General features: G+C 49.1%; 14 protein-coding genes. 4 read left to right on the top strand and 10 right to left on the bottom strand.

Translation table 11 applies throughout. From position 1 onward, the window contains the following. Positions 1-75: 75 nt before the first annotated feature. Both ytxJ and ABGV42_RS24800 read right to left on the bottom strand, forming a co-directional pair. Positions 76-423: a bacillithiol system redox-active protein YtxJ gene (gene ytxJ / locus ABGV42_RS24805; RefSeq protein ID WP_347384127.1), complete on the bottom strand. Its 348-nt coding sequence runs from the start codon at positions 421-423 to the stop codon at positions 76-78. Positions 424-545: 122 nt separating this feature from the next. Then, on the bottom strand, positions 546-959 hold the full coding sequence (locus tag ABGV42_RS24800; protein WP_347384126.1) for a hypothetical protein: 414 nt from the start codon (positions 957-959) through the stop codon (positions 546-548). A gap of 267 nt (positions 960-1,226) precedes the next feature. On the opposite strand from ABGV42_RS24800, the gene ABGV42_RS24795 reads away from it, so the two are divergent. After that, positions 1,227-1,757, top strand: coding sequence for a type 1 glutamine amidotransferase domain-containing protein (locus ABGV42_RS24795; protein ID WP_095290198.1), 531 nt, complete (start codon positions 1,227-1,229; stop codon positions 1,755-1,757). A 118-nt stretch (positions 1,758-1,875) separates the two neighbouring features. On the opposite strand, the gene ptsP is transcribed toward ABGV42_RS24795, so the two are convergent. From ptsP to aroA, 4 genes are all read right to left on the bottom strand, one after another. After that, a complete protein-coding gene (gene ptsP / locus ABGV42_RS24790) occupies positions 1,876-3,636 on the bottom strand; it encodes a phosphoenolpyruvate--protein phosphotransferase (protein WP_347384125.1) in 1,761 nt (586 codons plus the stop codon). Next, positions 3,633-5,513, bottom strand: coding sequence for a glucose PTS transporter subunit IIA (locus ABGV42_RS24785; protein WP_347384124.1), 1,881 nt, complete (start codon positions 5,511-5,513; stop codon positions 3,633-3,635). Before ABGV42_RS24785 ends, ptsP begins: the two co-directional genes overlap by 4 nt. A 235-nt stretch (positions 5,514-5,748) precedes the next feature. Then, positions 5,749-6,183 (bottom strand): CoA-binding protein, encoded by a 435-nt coding sequence (locus ABGV42_RS24780; protein WP_347384123.1) that lies wholly within the window; start codon positions 6,181-6,183, stop codon positions 5,749-5,751. 36 nt (positions 6,184-6,219) lie between these two features. Then, positions 6,220-7,515 (bottom strand): 3-phosphoshikimate 1-carboxyvinyltransferase, encoded by a 1,296-nt coding sequence (gene aroA / locus ABGV42_RS24775; RefSeq protein WP_347384122.1) that lies wholly within the window; start codon positions 7,513-7,515, stop codon positions 6,220-6,222. A gap of 144 nt (positions 7,516-7,659) precedes the next feature. On the opposite strand from aroA, the gene ABGV42_RS24770 reads away from it, so the two are divergent. Continuing rightward, on the top strand, positions 7,660-7,965 hold the full coding sequence (locus tag ABGV42_RS24770) for a rhodanese-like domain-containing protein (protein ID WP_347384121.1): 306 nt from the start codon (positions 7,660-7,662) through the stop codon (positions 7,963-7,965). Positions 7,966-8,147: 182 nt separating this feature from the next. Here ABGV42_RS24770 and ABGV42_RS24765 read toward each other — a convergent pair whose 3' ends face one another. The 3 genes from ABGV42_RS24765 to ABGV42_RS24755 form a co-directional block, all read right to left on the bottom strand. After that, on the bottom strand, positions 8,148-8,657 hold the full coding sequence (locus ABGV42_RS24765; protein ID WP_347384120.1) for a shikimate kinase: 510 nt from the start codon (positions 8,655-8,657) through the stop codon (positions 8,148-8,150). A 253-nt stretch (positions 8,658-8,910) separates the two neighbouring features. Beyond that, the gene (gndA, locus tag ABGV42_RS24760) at positions 8,911-10,320 is read right to left on the bottom strand and encodes an NADP-dependent phosphogluconate dehydrogenase (RefSeq protein ID WP_347384119.1); all 1,410 of its coding nucleotides are present in this window, start codon (positions 10,318-10,320) and stop codon (positions 8,911-8,913) included. 170 nt (positions 10,321-10,490) lie between these two features. Continuing rightward, positions 10,491-11,090, bottom strand: coding sequence for a hypothetical protein (locus tag ABGV42_RS24755; protein WP_347384118.1), 600 nt, complete (start codon positions 11,088-11,090; stop codon positions 10,491-10,493). Positions 11,091-11,308: 218 nt separating this feature from the next. Between ABGV42_RS24755 and ABGV42_RS24750 the strand changes: the two genes are divergently transcribed. Next, on the top strand, positions 11,309-11,935 hold the full coding sequence (locus ABGV42_RS24750; RefSeq protein WP_347384117.1) for a YktB family protein: 627 nt from the start codon (positions 11,309-11,311) through the stop codon (positions 11,933-11,935). Between the two features lie 123 nt (positions 11,936-12,058). On the opposite strand, the gene ABGV42_RS24745 is transcribed toward ABGV42_RS24750, so the two are convergent. Then, positions 12,059-13,354: an MFS transporter gene (locus tag ABGV42_RS24745; RefSeq protein ID WP_347384116.1), complete on the bottom strand. Its 1,296-nt coding sequence runs from the start codon at positions 13,352-13,354 to the stop codon at positions 12,059-12,061. A gap of 177 nt (positions 13,355-13,531) precedes the next feature. On the opposite strand from ABGV42_RS24745, the gene ABGV42_RS24740 reads away from it, so the two are divergent. Then, the gene (locus ABGV42_RS24740) at positions 13,532-15,007 is read left to right on the top strand and encodes an aminotransferase class I/II-fold pyridoxal phosphate-dependent enzyme (protein WP_095290184.1); all 1,476 of its coding nucleotides are present in this window, start codon (positions 13,532-13,534) and stop codon (positions 15,005-15,007) included. The last annotated feature ends 70 nt before the right edge of the window (positions 15,008-15,077 follow it).

Below are 15,077 nucleotides of genomic sequence, written 5' to 3'. Positions count from 1 at the left end.
CCAGTAAATTTTCATACCATTTTCATTAAGATTTATATTACGACAAATTTATGCATTAATCAATTAAAATAGGCTTTAGGACTCACTTAGTGCATTCGTGAGTGTGGATGAAGTAATATCCGAATGGGAAGTATGCCATACAGGAATTCCTTTTTTGATCAGAATCGCCTGCGGAGATTCGTGCTTAACTCCCAGCTTGTCGGCTGCTTCATTGGACACAGGCCGATCTTCCACTACGTAAATGATGCCATAGTTTACATTTTCATTAGGATTATTTTGCAAATAATTGTTCATCTCCTGATAAGCATTGGAGCTGATCGGGCAGCGTGTACTGTGCTTAAACAGAAGCAAGGGTTGGTCTTCGGTAGCCTCCACTGCGGAGTTTAGCTGTTCAATACTTGTCATTTTAGTCATGTCAGCCATTTGATATACATCCCCCTTTTTCAGGAATACCGCTAAGTTGAGCGTTTACACTCTAGGATATCTTAACAAAAAGCGCATGAAAAAGCCAATTTTCATGAAAACAAGCATTTTACACGTCAAAATCAGACAGCATTCGAGAAATGTGCCTGCCACACAAATCCGGATAATTGACTCAACCTGCGTTCCGTGATTTCCATCCATTCTTCGTCGCCCGACTTCTGGGCATATCCCATGATATCAAGCAGCAGGTTAATGCGTTCGTTCACAGCTTGCTGCATGTGATATTCCATCTCGCGGTCGGTTGCATCTGGCCAGGCCAGCAGTTGTTCATGAAAGAGATCTGCAAGTTCATTTTGCTTGCCAAAGGATACATCCTGTTTCTCGGGTTGTTCACCCAGCTTGCTGATGCATTCCTTCAAATCCGGCTTGACCGGCTGAAGTACTTCGTAGGAATCACAATCCGTGCATGCAAAAACAGGCACATTACGGATCTCCACTTTCTTTGCATAAACTACAGTTCTCAATTCCAATTCCATTACATGTCCGCATTTGCACGTTTTGCGCACATTCATCACCTCATTCGTTCTATACTCGTATACGTTACCATTCGACCTTTTTCCGCTTAAATCCTGCCGCAAACCAAAGGTTGTACAAATTACCACTCCCCCCAGATGCAGGTTGTCGAATATAGGCTTTCATTATATGTAACCGTTATCTGAACAAGGAATATGCACAATCATGAAGTGCCATACAGAATCTGTTACAATATAAGTTGCGACATCCTAATCACCGCAAAAGGAGAGATGGTTGTGAGATTAACAGGAAAAAAAGTCATCGCACTGGTCGATGAAGAATTTGAGGATCTGGAGTTGTGGTACCCGGTACATCGTGTCCGCGAAGAAGGCGCTGAAGTACATCTAGCCGGAGAGAAAAAAGGAAAAGTTTACATTGGAAAGTACGGAGTTCCCGCTGAAGCGGAGTACAGCTTCGATGAACTGGACAGTTCACAATATGATGGCATTCTCGTGCCAGGCGGCTGGGCACCTGACAAGCTTCGCCGTTATCCGAAAGTGCTTGAACTGGTGAAGGACATGCATGCAGATCGCAAGCCGATCGGACAGATCTGTCACGCTGGCTGGGTGCTGATTTCCGCCAAAATTTTGGATGGGGTCACCGTTACGTCCACACCAGGCATTCGAGATGACATGGAGAATGCCGGAGCAATTTGGAAGGATGAAGCCGTTGTTGTCGATGGACATATCATCTCGGCTCGTCGTCCGCCTGATCTCCCACCCTATGGCAAAGCATTTTGTGATGCACTTGCTGAAAAGTAAAACCATAAAACAAAACAAGCCCTTCGCTCATGGCGAGGGCTTGTTTTGTTTTATATTCGCTTAAATGGAATAAAATTGAATATATTTAATTTAAAGGTATTTCATGCAATCAACTGATTCAAGAAGCATTGGATCCACTTTGTTCATCAGGGTTTCCTGTCGAATCATTATAAACCTGCAAACGCTGCTCGATGTCTGCGCTTGTTCTCAGCGCAAAGCAGTCACGTGCCGCTTCTTTGGCGTCCGCAGCTGATGTGTTCAGCACCCTGTGCTTCACCCGCAGCAGAGATTGCGGTGACATGCTCAGATTACGAATGCCCAGCTCCAGCCAAAGCGGAACGGAACGTTCGTCTCCTGCCATCTCCCCGCACACACTAACCTCAATTCCAGCTGTGCGAGCAGCGTCCACCGTTGCACGCAGCATGCGCAGGACAGCCGGATGATACGGATGATACATATGAGCAATCTGTTCGTTCATACGATCTACAGCCAGTACGTACTGTACAAGATCATTTGTCCCGATGCTGAAGAAGTCCGCTTCCTCGGCAAGCAGGTCCGCAATCATGACGGCTGCAGGCACTTCAATCATGATTCCCACTTTAATGTGAGGATCATAAGCGATTTGACGTTCATCCAGATCGGACATGGCTTCCCGCAGAATCTCATTGGCCTGTCTGAGTTCTTCCACGGAGGAGATCATGGGATACATAATTTTGACGTTTCCTGCAGCACTGGCCCGTAGAATCGCTGTGAGCTGTGTCTTAAACAGATCCTTGCGATCCAGGCTGATCCGGATGGCCCGATAACCCAAAAATGGATTATCCTCTTCAGGCAGTTCAAAATAATCGAGTTGTTTGTCACCGCCGATATCCAATGTACGAATGACCACGGATTGACCTGCCGTTTTCTCTGCCACCAGACGGTATACCTCATACTGTTCCTGCTCACCCGGAAAGGTGGCGCGGTCCATGTACAAAAATTCCGTGCGGAACAGGCCTACCCCCTTAGCCCCGTGTTTGAGAGCCAGATCCAGCTCCTTCACGGAGCTGATGTTCGAAGCCAGATGCAGCACTGCACCGTCTTTCGTGACTGCATCCACTGTAGCGAGTACCTGGAGCTGCTCCTTTTTCTTCAGCTGTTTGCTGCGAATCATGGTGTACCGTTCAATCGTCTTGCGATCCGGTTCCGTAAATACCAAGCCGTTATCACCATCCACCACTAACATATCCCCTGTCTCCACCGGCATGCCAACACTCGCTTCCAAACCGGAAACGAGGGGGATGCCAAGCGCACGGGCCATAATCGCCGAGTGTGACGTTTTGCCACCGATCAGGGTCACAATGCCCAGTACGTGACTGGGATTCAGATGTGCCAGCTGTGATGGAGACAGTTCCTTGGCTACAAGTATATAGGGCTGAGTATCCGAAGGGAGCGTAATCTCCGGGGCTCCCAGCAGATGCTTCAACAATCGGTTACCAACATCCTTGATGTCGATCGCCCGTTCCTTCATATATTCATCATCCAGCAAATCAAACATGGTGACAAAATGGTCAATGGCTTCTTTTACCGCCACTTCTGCCGCTTTGTACTGCCGTTCAATAATGCCGCGAATCTCGTTCATGAATACCGGATCTTCCAGAATGGCCAGATGTGCATCAAAAATGCTGGACTCTTCCGGACCTACGACTTCTTTGAACTCATTCTTGATAAATTCGATCTCATCCTTCGATGTCCGTATTCCCTCATACAGCCGTTCGAACTCCTGGGCGAGATCCACCGAATCCATCTTCTGGTCCGGCAGATCCCATTCCCAACTGGGCAGGACAAATGCTTTGCCGATGGCTACGCCTGCAGCTCCGTTGATGCCTTGTATCTTCATTCTACCCCTCCAACGTTCCTGTCATAGAGCACCACGGACATGACGGATGCCTGACCTTTCTTGACATGCTTAAATGGAGCAAAACTCCATGATTTGACACGATCCGGATTCGTAATAACCATCGGTGTAGTTAGCGATGCTGCCTCGGCCCGCAATACAGCCAGATCAAACTTGATTAACAGCTGTCCTGGCTCCACGGTATCGCCTTCCTGAACGAAGGCTTCGAAATGCCCCTTCAGCTGTGAAGTATCGATGCCGATATGAAGCAGGACCTCAAGTCCTTCCCGGGTTGAAATGCCCAAAGCATGCATCGTTGGATACAAATGCATGATCGTTCCATAAACAGGCGATACCAGCTCTCCTTTTTCCGGAACAAAGGCCACGCCATCTCCAACAAGCTTCGCCGCAAAGATCTGGTCAGGCACCTCTTCAATCGGCAGCATTTTGCCTTGTACCGGTGCACAGAACAGGACCTGCGGCAAATCCCTCTCAAGCAGCTTCGCAATCTCTTCCCGGATCAACTCCGAATACGTGCCAAACACAACCTGGACGTTACCGCCACCGAGCTTGATCAGCCCGGCAGACCCCATACTCTTCATGGCTCCCGTATCGATAAGACGGTCATTGTGCACCGTCAGACGAAGCCGTGTGATGCATGCCTCAACTTGTACGATGTTTTCCTTGCCACCCAATGCTTCCAGGATCAGCGGTGCCTGATAAGGAATATTCCCCACCCAATCCTCCAGCATGGAGCCTTCTTCACGTCCTGGCGTTGGGATCTTGAACGTACGAATGGCCCAGCGGAACAGGAAATAATAAACCAACCCATATAGTATGCCAATCGGTATGAGCTTCCAAGCATTCTCTGATAGATGGAAATTGAGTATGTAATCGATAATGCCGGCGGAATAGGAGAATCCGTGCCTGATATCGAGCCAGTAACCAATCCACATCGCAAGTCCCGACATAACGGCATGTACAATAAACAGATAAGGTGCTGCAAATAAAAAGGCAAATTCAATCTGCTCGGAAACCCCCGTCAGAAAACAAACCAGCGCAGAAGTGAGAAACGTCTTTTTGATCTTCGGTTTCAGATCTTCCCTTGCCTCCTGAATAATCGCAAAGGCAATCGCAGGTATGGCAAACATCATGATGGGAAACAAGCCTGCCATAAAGTAACCCGCGGTTGGATCGCCTGCAAAAAAGCGTGGCAGATCTCCCTGCACAATGTAACCATCCGGCGTTTCATACGTCCCGAGCTGAAACCAAAACACATTGTTAAGCAAGTGGTGCAGTCCAAAAGCCACCAGTACTCTGTAAAGAACTCCGTAAATGAACAAACCAAAACCGCCGAGACTGTATTCCCACGCGGCGATTGCATTCAGTCCATGCTGCAATATGGGGGCAAGCCACAGCATGAAACAGGAAAACAGCGCCGAGCACAGCCCAACGATAAGCAAAACAAACCTGGAGCCGCCAAAAAATTGCAATATCTCCGGCAGCTTGATGCTTTTGAACCGATTATGTGTCACCCCGGCCAAAGCGCCGAGAATAATTCCGATTAATGAAGCTGGCTGAACGGTTCCATCCCCGAAATGGCGAGTCACCTGATCATATATAACGATACCGGCTAAAGCGGCAAGTCCCGCTTGTCCGGCCTGGTTGGAGAGTCCCAATGCTACACCGACAGCAAACAAATACGGCAAAAAATAAAAAATACCGTGTCCGGCCACGGTAGACACTTCACCAACAACTTTCAATCCCCAGGCGTCCCAGGGCAAACTGCCAACACTCAGCAAAATTGCGGCTGCGGGCAGGACCATTGTAGGCAGCATTACCGCTCGTCCGAGCTGCTGCAAGGATCCGAGCCAATTCATGGCGACCTCTCCTTTCTATCCTAGATGGTAAGCTTTACGAAACGTTTTGTCAAAGCAAAACGGTAAGCTGCTGGAAATTTGCCGTAAACTCTTCAAACGCACGACGAAATGACCAACTCAGCATACGTTCTGATGGCAAAAATCCAGTTCAAACTGAAGGATCATCTGCAGCCCTGTAGAACAGAAAAAATCCCGTTAACTTGAAGTTAACGGGACTCGGGTCTATTCAATTCGCTTAACCGCGTCCGGCACCGCGCAGAACGATGGAGTCCTCCACCTTGATGCAGCGATTCGTTACCGCCGTCATTCCGTTCTCAGCCGCAATCTGTACAGCCTCATCATTGTGAATACCCAGCTGGAGCCACAATACGTTTGCTTGGATGGCTGCGGCTTCACGAGCTACTTCCGGGGTATATTCACTGCGACGAAACACATTCACAATATCCACGGGCTCGGGAATATCCGCGAGGGTTGCATATACTTTCTCACCAAGGATCTCTCCCTGTGCTTGTGGATTAACCGGAATGATCCGATATCCTCTGCTCTGCATGGCTTCCGCTACCATATAGGATGTCCGATCCGATTTGTCCGATAAGCCGACGACTGCGATGTTGCCTGCCTTGCGTAAAAGTTGCCCAATTTCTTCGCGAGTTGGGTTGTTAAATTCCATGTTCAAGCACCATCCTTTTCTGCTTAACGTGTTATTTTACTCTTTTACCCATTGAACTGAAGCGCCAAGCGCCTGCAAATGATCGAAATATTGTGGATATGACTTGGCTACGTGGTGTGCATCCCGAATACGAAGCGGCTCCTTGGAACGAAGGCCAACTACGGTCAATGCCATGATGACGCGATGATCGAAGTGAGCATTAATCTCTACGCCGCCTTCAACGCCCTCCGGGCGTCCGTGAACGATAATCTCGGCCTGACGCTCTTCCACGTTAGCTCCAGCCTTACGCAGCTCGTTCAGATAATCCGTAATTCGGTCACATTCCTTGTAGCGCAGGTTCTCTACATTATAGAACCGTGAGGTCCCTTCCGCAAATACTGCCGCGGCCACCATCGCCAAAACTGCATCTGTCGCTGCATCCCCGTCAAATTCTACGGCTTTCAACTTCCCGTTACCTTGAACATGTACCACATTGTTTTCATGTGTCAGTGGCACTTCCATCATGCGCAGAACGTCAACGATAGCACGTTCTCCCTGTTTGCTCTGCTCCATCAGACGCAGAATCTTCACATCGGATTGTGTAACAGCCGCTGCCGCCAAGACCGCAGCCGAGCCAGGATAGTCTCCCTGAACCGTATACGTTTGTGGTTGATAAGCCTGACCACCAGGTACGCGGAAAGACATATAATCATCGCTTGCATGAATGACGATCCCTGCCTGTTCAAGCACTTCGAGCGTCTGGCCAATCACCACTTTGGACTTGAGATCATTCAGTACTTCAATCGTGCTGTCTTCGGCAAGAAGTGGAGTGACAAAAAGCAATGCGCTCAAATATTGGGAACTGACCGATCCGGACACACGGATATGTCCACCCTTGGCATTACCGCCTTTGATCGTGATCGGCAGTCGTCCTTGTTCATGCTGTACTTCTACTCCGAGCTGACCAAGAGCATCAATCAGGTCGTCATGCGGACGTTTACCAAGCGAATCCGGATAGGTATTCACAAAGGTAACTTCAGGACAGAGCGCGGTTACCCCCATCAGGAAGCGAAGCACTGCTCCTGCGTTGCCTACATTCAACTCGCGCACATCACGAGGATGGCTGCCGAAGCCTTGAATGACGATCTTGCTGTCATCTTCTTCAAGTACGGCTCCAAGATCACGGATACATCTGCGCATCGCATCACTGTCTTCGCTGTGAGCCGGATAATGAATTGTGCTTGTACCTTCTGCCAGTGCTGCTGCGAGCAGGTAGCGGGTTGTATAGTTTTTGGAAGACAGAGCTCCAATTTCCCCGTTCAGGGTAGGGGTTGGTTTAACAATTACGTCCATGGATGAATTCTCCTTCATTGATCAGATTAAGCTGCTTCATATATCTGTTACACATAGCAATAAGTCATTCGCCAAATTGACATCCCCCACAATGCTTGGGTATCATTATAGGCGTTAAGTCCATACAGAAAAGAGGACCTGAATATGACTCAAATAGCTGAAATTGAAACATCCGAGCTGCGTCGCCGCCTGCAGGCGGGAGAGAAGCTTCAGATGATAGACGTCCGTGAGGACGAGGAAGTCGCGCAAGGCATGATTGAAGGAGCCAAGCACATCCCGCTTGGACAAATTCCGGACAGATTGTCCGAAATTAAAAAGTCCGGCGAAATCATTCTGATCTGCCGCAGCGGTTACCGCAGCGAACGTGCAGGTGAGTATCTGCAGCAGCTCGGTTATGAGGGCTGTACCAACATGGTTGGCGGCATGCTGCAATGGGAGCAGGAAGACTAAGCTATCCGGAGCAGAACCATATCGAAGAGATGTCAGGAACTGTAACCAGGCAACTCATCCTATAAGCCATTGGATTCCGCTCCACTACAGTCAGTTTTAAACGGGCCATCTGGCCCGTTTTGTTATATCCCCACAATTCCCCCTTACCGTATGTCAGACACCAAAATGCAGTGAACACAAGCTTAGACGCGGTAATGCGCTAAAATAAGACGAGACACTTCAGCTGCGGATAACTCGGTTGTATCCACCGTGTAATGTGCAAACCGATAGGCGTCCTTCCGTTCCTCCATAATGGTCTGGATTCGTTCCTCAGCATTACCAGCCAGAAGTGGACGATTATCACAGCCGCTTACGCGTTGTACGATCACCGCGGGGTCCGCAGTCAGCGCAACAACCCAACCGTTCTTCGACATTACATCACAGTTATCAGGACGCAGCACCACTCCGCCTCCGGTTGCAATCACCTGTGACTTCTTCTCCAGAACCGAACATAACATGCGGCTCTCGGCATCGCGGAAATATGACTCTCCTTTGCTTGTGAACAACTCCGGAATTGTACAGCCTTCCTCTTTCTCCACCGCGGCATCCACATCGATCAGCTTGTAACCCAGCTCGCGTGCAAGCATGTCTGCCACCGTTGATTTGCCGGTTCCCATCATGCCTATGAGAATAATATTGTTAGATTTGCTCAAGGGTGTACACTCCTTTATCTCAAGCATTTCATGAGCACTTTTGTCCTATCATAACACAGCCCTGCTGACTGGGGAAGGCCATAGCCTTTGGGGAGACAGGTCTAATGGGGAATTAGGCTCTGCAATGAAAAATGACCCGGAAGCGTCCGGCATACCGGAACTCCAGGCCATTCTTCAAGAAAGGATGTCCCGAAGCAGTATCGGGAGCACACCAACCTAATATTAAAGCTCTAAAGCTTAGAATATGAATAAACTATTCCATCCAGTTGTGGTGGAAGCTGCCTTCTTTGTCCACACGTTTGAACGTGTGAGCACCGAAGTAGTCACGTTGCGCTTGCAGCAGGTTTGCAGGCAAACGCTCTGTACGGTAGCTGTCATAGTAGGACAGGGCGCTGGAGAAGCCAGGTACCGGAATACCTTGTTTTACAGCAGCGGCTACGACTTCACGCCAAGCATCCTGGTAGGATTCAACGATGTTTTGGAAGTATGGATCCAGAAGCAGGTTTTTGAGTTCTGCATCTTTGTCATAGGCTTCTTTGATGTTTTGCAGGAACTGTGAACGGATAATGCAGCCGCCGCGGAAGATCATCGCGATGTTGCCGTATTTCAAATCCCATCCATATTCGTCGGAAGCCGCACGCATTTGGGCGAAGCCTTGTGCGTAGGATACGATTTTACTTGCGAACAAAGCTTTACGTACGCTCTCGATGAACGCTTTTTTATCTCCGGAGAACGCTTCAGTCTTCGGTCCGTTCAGGATTTTGCTCGCAGCTACACGCTCGTCCTTCATCGCGGACAGGAAACGGGAGAATACGGATTCCGTAATCATGGACAGTGGCACGCCGAGATCCAGCGCACTTTGGCTTGTCCATTTGCCTGTTCCTTTTTGTCCGGCCGCATCCAGAATAACGTCAACCATGGGTTTGCCGGTTTCCGGATCGTATTTGGAGAAGATATCTGCCGTAATTTCGATCAGATAGCTGTCCAGTTCGCCTTGGTTCCACTCCGTGAAGATCTCGTGTAATTCCTCTACGGAAACATTCAGAACGGATTTGAGCAGGTGGTAAGCTTCACCAATCAACTGCATATCTCCGTATTCGATACCGTTGTGCACCATTTTGACGTAATGTCCGGCACCATCCGGTCCGATATATGTACAACAAGGATCATCGCCAACTTTGGCGGAGATGGCTGTCAGAATCGGTTCAACCAGCTTGTACGCACTTTCCTGTCCACCCGGCATAATGGAAGGGCCTTTCAACGCACCTTCTTCACCGCCGGATACGCCAGTACCGATAAAGCGAATGCCTTTTTCCTCCAGCTCTTTGCTGCGGCGTTGGGTGTCAGGGAAGTAGGCGTTCCCTCCGTCAATAATGATGTCGCCCTCATCCAGGTGAGGCAGCAATGATTCGATGGTCGCGTCGGTCGCTTTACCGGCTTGTACCATGATCAAAATTTTGCGCGGGGATTCCAGGGATGCCACGAATTCTTCAATGGAGAACGTGCCTGTGAGGTTTTTGCCTTCAGCTTCTTTCAGAAGATCATTGGTTTTCTCCGGGGAACGGTTGAATACCGACACCGTGAAGCCTCTGCTTTCAATGTTAAGGGCCAAATTTTTGCCCATTACTGCAAGTCCAATGACACCGATCTGTTGTTTTGCCATCTGGGTCCTCCATCCTTTGCTCCAATAATTTTATTGAAATTGACTCTCAACAATACCCCCATTTTAACGGTTTTACGCATGGAAGTGAACCCCGTCCCCTGCTGCGCAACGAGAAAACACCCCAAATATCTGAGGTGTTCATCGTATTTTCATAAATACGGCCTTCGTGCTTAACCTTCGAGCATCAGCATATGCCCGGACAGACGCTTTAATGTTTCACGGCAGATGTCCGCTTTCTCCGCATTATTCATCTGAATGGCAGCGTGCAGACGCTCCAGTTCATCATCAATTTCCATCCGCAGGAGCATGAGACGCTCCTCACCTTCTCGCGATAGAAACATCTCTTCCATCTCCTCCGCCGTCGGCGCGGGTTCCTTTTGAAAAATGACACGTTGTTTGAATCCGGATACTTCCACGAGACGTATAACCTCACCAAACAGGATGTTCTCCACGGTCATCTGCTGATCCTTGAAACGTTTGACGACAGCATGCCCGCGCGTATCTCCAATCAGCTTCTCAAGCCATTCCGCCAGCTTGGCGTCCTTGATGATGTAGTCCCCTGTCATCTTGTAATTCCCGCTGCGTGTCTGTTGAAAACGGAGCTTTACCAGTTTGCGCCCGGTGCGGACAGACAGAATAAAAAAGGATTCGTCCTCGCTCCAATATAGTGAATACCCTTCACGAATAAGGTCTTTGATCAAATTTTGGATATGCCGGCGGTTGAACCGCAGCTCCAGATTGCAATATTCAACTTCATAACTCTTATTCACGGCACTCCCCTCCATCTGTACCGGATGTGTTCCGGTCCTCTTCTTCCATTGCTTCTTCCGTATCGGCTTACCCTATTTTATACTTCATTTTATGTAAGGGTACTTGGTTATTTGACTATTTTTCATCGAATGCGTTAGGGGAATCGATGTTTCCGCGGATACACAGGGGCAAGCCCCCGAAATTCATGATATAATGGTCGCGAAATGGAGGAATACCGATGACTTTCTCGGGGTTTAACAGCAACGATTTTGATGTGTTTCAGGTTCCCGGGCTGGAGCCGCGTATGGAAATGCTGATTGAACGGGTCCGGCCTAAGCTGGAAGATCTCGGTGCCGAGCTTACGCCTTTTCTCACGGAGTTAATTGGAGAAGAGATGTTTGTGCACGTGGCCAAACACGCACGCCGCACCGTCAATCCGCCAAAAGATACGTGGGTAGCCTGGGCATCTTCCAAACGGGGATATAAAGCACTGCCTCACTTCGAAGTGGGCATGTTCGATACACATGTGTTTGTCATATTTGCCATCATCTACGAAAGTCCCAACAAAACGACGTTTGCAGAGGGTCTTGAACGCCAGCTGAAGGAAGTACGCAGCAGCCTGCCCGGAGCGTATTACTGGTCCATGGATCATATGGCGCCTCACGGTACACTGCAAAAGGACATGCAGGATGAGGATTTTGATCAAATCATTACGAAATTGAAGACGGTAAAAAAGGCCGAGGTGATGTGCGGTCTGCGTATTGATCGGGATGATCCGCTTGTTGCTGATGGGGACAGGTTCGTGGAAACGGTACGTTCGACGTTTCAAACGCTGCTCCCGCTATACAAGATGTCTTTTGCTTAATGGGTTCAGAAAAATACGAGCAGCCACATTTCAGAGAGAGACACTCTGGGAATGTTGGAGCCTGCATAACCAAAAGGAGTTCCAACACCGGGTCCAAACCCGGTATAGGAACTCCTTTTATGTTCATTTGGCAGGAGCTGTGCGATACGGTCTTCGCGATAACACAAAATGCACAACCGCAAGCCCTGCCATAACAACAGCACTTCCGATGAACGGAGCCGGGTGGCTGATGTGGTCCCATAGCAACCCGGAAACGATTGGACCCACAACCATGCCAGACCCCTGAAGAGTGAGGAAAAATCCCCAGATGGCTCCCCGCTCCCCCTTCGGTATGAGGGTAGCCACGAATGTATTCCAGGCAGGAAGAATCATGGCATAACTCACCCCTACCATCATGACAATGCCAAAAACGACCGGAATGGATGTGATCGACGCAAATGCAAACAGACTTGCAGAGGCCAGTAAAAAGCCAATATGCAGAAATATCGATGTCCCGAACCGATCCACCATTTTACCCACCGGAAGCAGGGCAATAACCGTTATTCCGCCGCCTGCGATCAGCAGCAGGCTGTACAGGTTTGGCGAAATGTGCAGGTCTGTTCGGGTATACAACGTAATAACCGGGCTGAGAAGGCCTATTACAAAGGACTGCATAAACAGGGCAGGATATACCAGCGGATTCACATTTAGCGTGCTGCGTACCCGCTGCAGGGTCCCCTGTACACTATTTTTGAGCCTGATTAGCGGTGTAAGCAGATTGGGTTTCGGTGGATATTTAACCGCTGCCCCTGTCGTTTCCTCTGCGGCATGCTGTTGTCCTTCCACCACCACCCGGCCCGGAAGAATCATGGCGACCAAAATAACGAGAACGGCACATCCGAGAAGCACTAGAAACACGGTACGATAATCGTGATCGGTACGTTCAAGCAGCCAGTTCATTCCCACCGGTCCAAGTCCGGTTCCACCCAAAGCGGCCATTTCCAGTGCCCCCATGGCTGTTCCGTTTTTGTTTTGAGGTCCTGACAGGGCAGTCACCCCCGTCATGGCACAGGGCCAGAGCGGTGATGTTCCCACGCCAAGAATCAGACAGGCCATAGCCAGTCCAAATGCACTTTTGAAAAAAATAATCATGATTACCGCAATTAATGTACAGATCAGGGCTGTCACCATCGTTACCCGAAACCCGATGCGTTCTGCCGCCCATCCCGATGGTGCCCTGAACAGATTGTCACCCAGGTATTGAAGGGCAAAGGCCACCCCAATCACCCCTGCGGACAAGCCCAAAATATTATCCATATACACCGGCAGGATGGCGACCAGCAGTGCTCCTTTAATCACTTCAACCAAAAAAAGTGTCAGCCACATTGCAATAAAAAACGGTGATCGCAAAATTTTGGCTGGTTTTATGTCTGTCTGCATTTCTTATTCCCCTTTCGGTGTTCACCGGCCCATCTCCTATCCATACTGTAACCGTCAGGGATACGCCCAAATCTTAGCAATTTGAAAATTTGTCAAGCCTACCGCTTGCATTCGGTTCCTAATTTGCTATACTCATCTTTGTTTGACATTTTATCAGGAAAGGTTGTGACAGCACTGATGGATCACCGCCGTACGCCGCTGTTTACCGCTTTAAAAAACCACGCGGCACTCAATCCGGTGCAATTTCATATCCCGGGACATAAAAAAGGATTGGGAACGGATACCGAATTTCGTGAATTTATCGGCGATAATGCCCTTTCCATAGATTTGATCAACATCGCTCCGCTGGATGACCTTCATCAGCCAACCGGTGTCATTGAGGAAGCGCAGATTCTGGCAGCCGATGCATTCGGAGCCGATCATACCTATTTTAGTGTGCAAGGCACAAGCAGTGCAATCATGACCATGATTCTGTCCGTATGCGAACCGGGTGACAAAATTATTGTGCCCCGTAACGTTCATAAATCGGTCATGTCTGCCATTATTTTCTCAGGAGCGAAGCCTGTATTCGTATCTCCCGCACAGGATGCCAACCTCGGTATCGATCATGGCGTGACTACAGGTGCTGTACGACGTGCGCTTGAGCGTCATCCGGACGCCAAGGCATTGCTGGTCATTAATCCAACGTACTTCGGTGTATGTACAGACCTAAAAGAGATTGTTGAACTCGCACACAGCTATCAGGTGCCTGTACTTGTGGATGAAGCACATGGCGTACTCATTCATTTCCATGAGGAACTGCCACTATCTGCAATGGCTGCCGGAGCGGATATGGCTGCGACAAGTGTGCACAAACTCGGCGGTTCCATGACACAGAGTTCCGTGCTGAATCTGAACACTAAAAACGGATTCGTGAATCCGCAGCGTGTACAGACCATTCTCAGTATGCTGACTTCAACGTCAACTTCGTATATCTTGCTTGCTTCACTTGATACGTCTAGACGCAATCTGGCGCTGCACGGTCACGAAATGGCTCAAAAGGCAATTGATCTGGCCCAGTTCGCGAGACGTACCATTAACGACATTGACGGGCTGTACTGCTTCGGCAAAGAGCTGCTCGGCACGGAGGCAACCTTTAACTATGATCCAACCAAAGTAACCATTCATGTTCGCCATCTGGGCATCACAGGTTATGAGACCGAGAACTGGCTGCGTGAACATTACAATATTGAGGTCGAGCTCAGTGATATGTATAATATTCTGTGCCTGATCACCCCTGGCGATACGGATGAATCGGTGGACATCTTGCTGAACGCACTGCAGGATCTGTCCCGGACGTATTATCAGGTTAACCCTGCACATGAACTTGTGGTTAAGGTTCCAGACGTTCCACAATTGATGCTCACGCCGCGTGATGCATTCTACGGGGATACGGAGGTCATTCCGTTCAAAGAATCTGCAGGACGTATTATCTCTGAATTTATCTACGTATACCCGCCTGGAATTCCGATTTTGCTGCCGGGTGAAGTTATTACTCAAGAGAACATTGATTACATTATCGACCATGTAGAGGTTGGTTTGCCGGTAAAAGGTCCTGAAGACCGCAGTGTCACCAATGTCAAAGTCATTGTGGAAGCAGATGCGATTTTCTAACGATCTCTACTAACGATCCACTCCATGGGTAATGATATCGAAGGACCAAGCTCCGGCTTGGTCCTTTTTG

It is taken from the genome of Paenibacillus pabuli (assembly GCF_039831995.1).
Taxonomy (GTDB): domain Bacteria; phylum Bacillota; class Bacilli; order Paenibacillales; family Paenibacillaceae; genus Paenibacillus; species Paenibacillus pabuli_C.
This window is presented reverse-complemented; position numbering and strand designations above follow the sequence as displayed.

Coding starts and splice junctions, on each gene's coding strand:
- ytxJ (WP_347384127.1), bottom strand. CDS start 423: ATGGCTGACATGACTAAAATGACAAGTATTGAACAGCTAAACTCCGCA.
- ABGV42_RS24800 (WP_347384126.1), bottom strand. CDS start 959: ATGGAATTGGAATTGAGAACTGTAGTTTATGCAAAGAAAGTGGAGATC.
- ABGV42_RS24795 (WP_095290198.1), top strand. CDS start 1,227: ATGGTTGTGAGATTAACAGGAAAAAAAGTCATCGCACTGGTCGATGAA.
- ptsP (WP_347384125.1), bottom strand. CDS start 3,636: ATGAAGATACAAGGCATCAACGGAGCTGCAGGCGTAGCCATCGGCAAA.
- ABGV42_RS24785 (WP_347384124.1), bottom strand. CDS start 5,513: ATGAATTGGCTCGGATCCTTGCAGCAGCTCGGACGAGCGGTAATGCTG.
- ABGV42_RS24780 (WP_347384123.1), bottom strand. CDS start 6,183: ATGGAATTTAACAACCCAACTCGCGAAGAAATTGGGCAACTTTTACGC.
- aroA (WP_347384122.1), bottom strand. CDS start 7,515: ATGGACGTAATTGTTAAACCAACCCCTACCCTGAACGGGGAAATTGGA.
- ABGV42_RS24770 (WP_347384121.1), top strand. CDS start 7,660: ATGACTCAAATAGCTGAAATTGAAACATCCGAGCTGCGTCGCCGCCTG.
- gndA (WP_347384119.1), bottom strand. CDS start 10,320: ATGGCAAAACAACAGATCGGTGTCATTGGACTTGCAGTAATGGGCAAA.
- ABGV42_RS24750 (WP_347384117.1), top strand. CDS start 11,309: ATGACTTTCTCGGGGTTTAACAGCAACGATTTTGATGTGTTTCAGGTT.
- ABGV42_RS24745 (WP_347384116.1), bottom strand. CDS start 13,354: ATGCAGACAGACATAAAACCAGCCAAAATTTTGCGATCACCGTTTTTT.
- ABGV42_RS24740 (WP_095290184.1), top strand. CDS start 13,532: ATGGATCACCGCCGTACGCCGCTGTTTACCGCTTTAAAAAACCACGCG.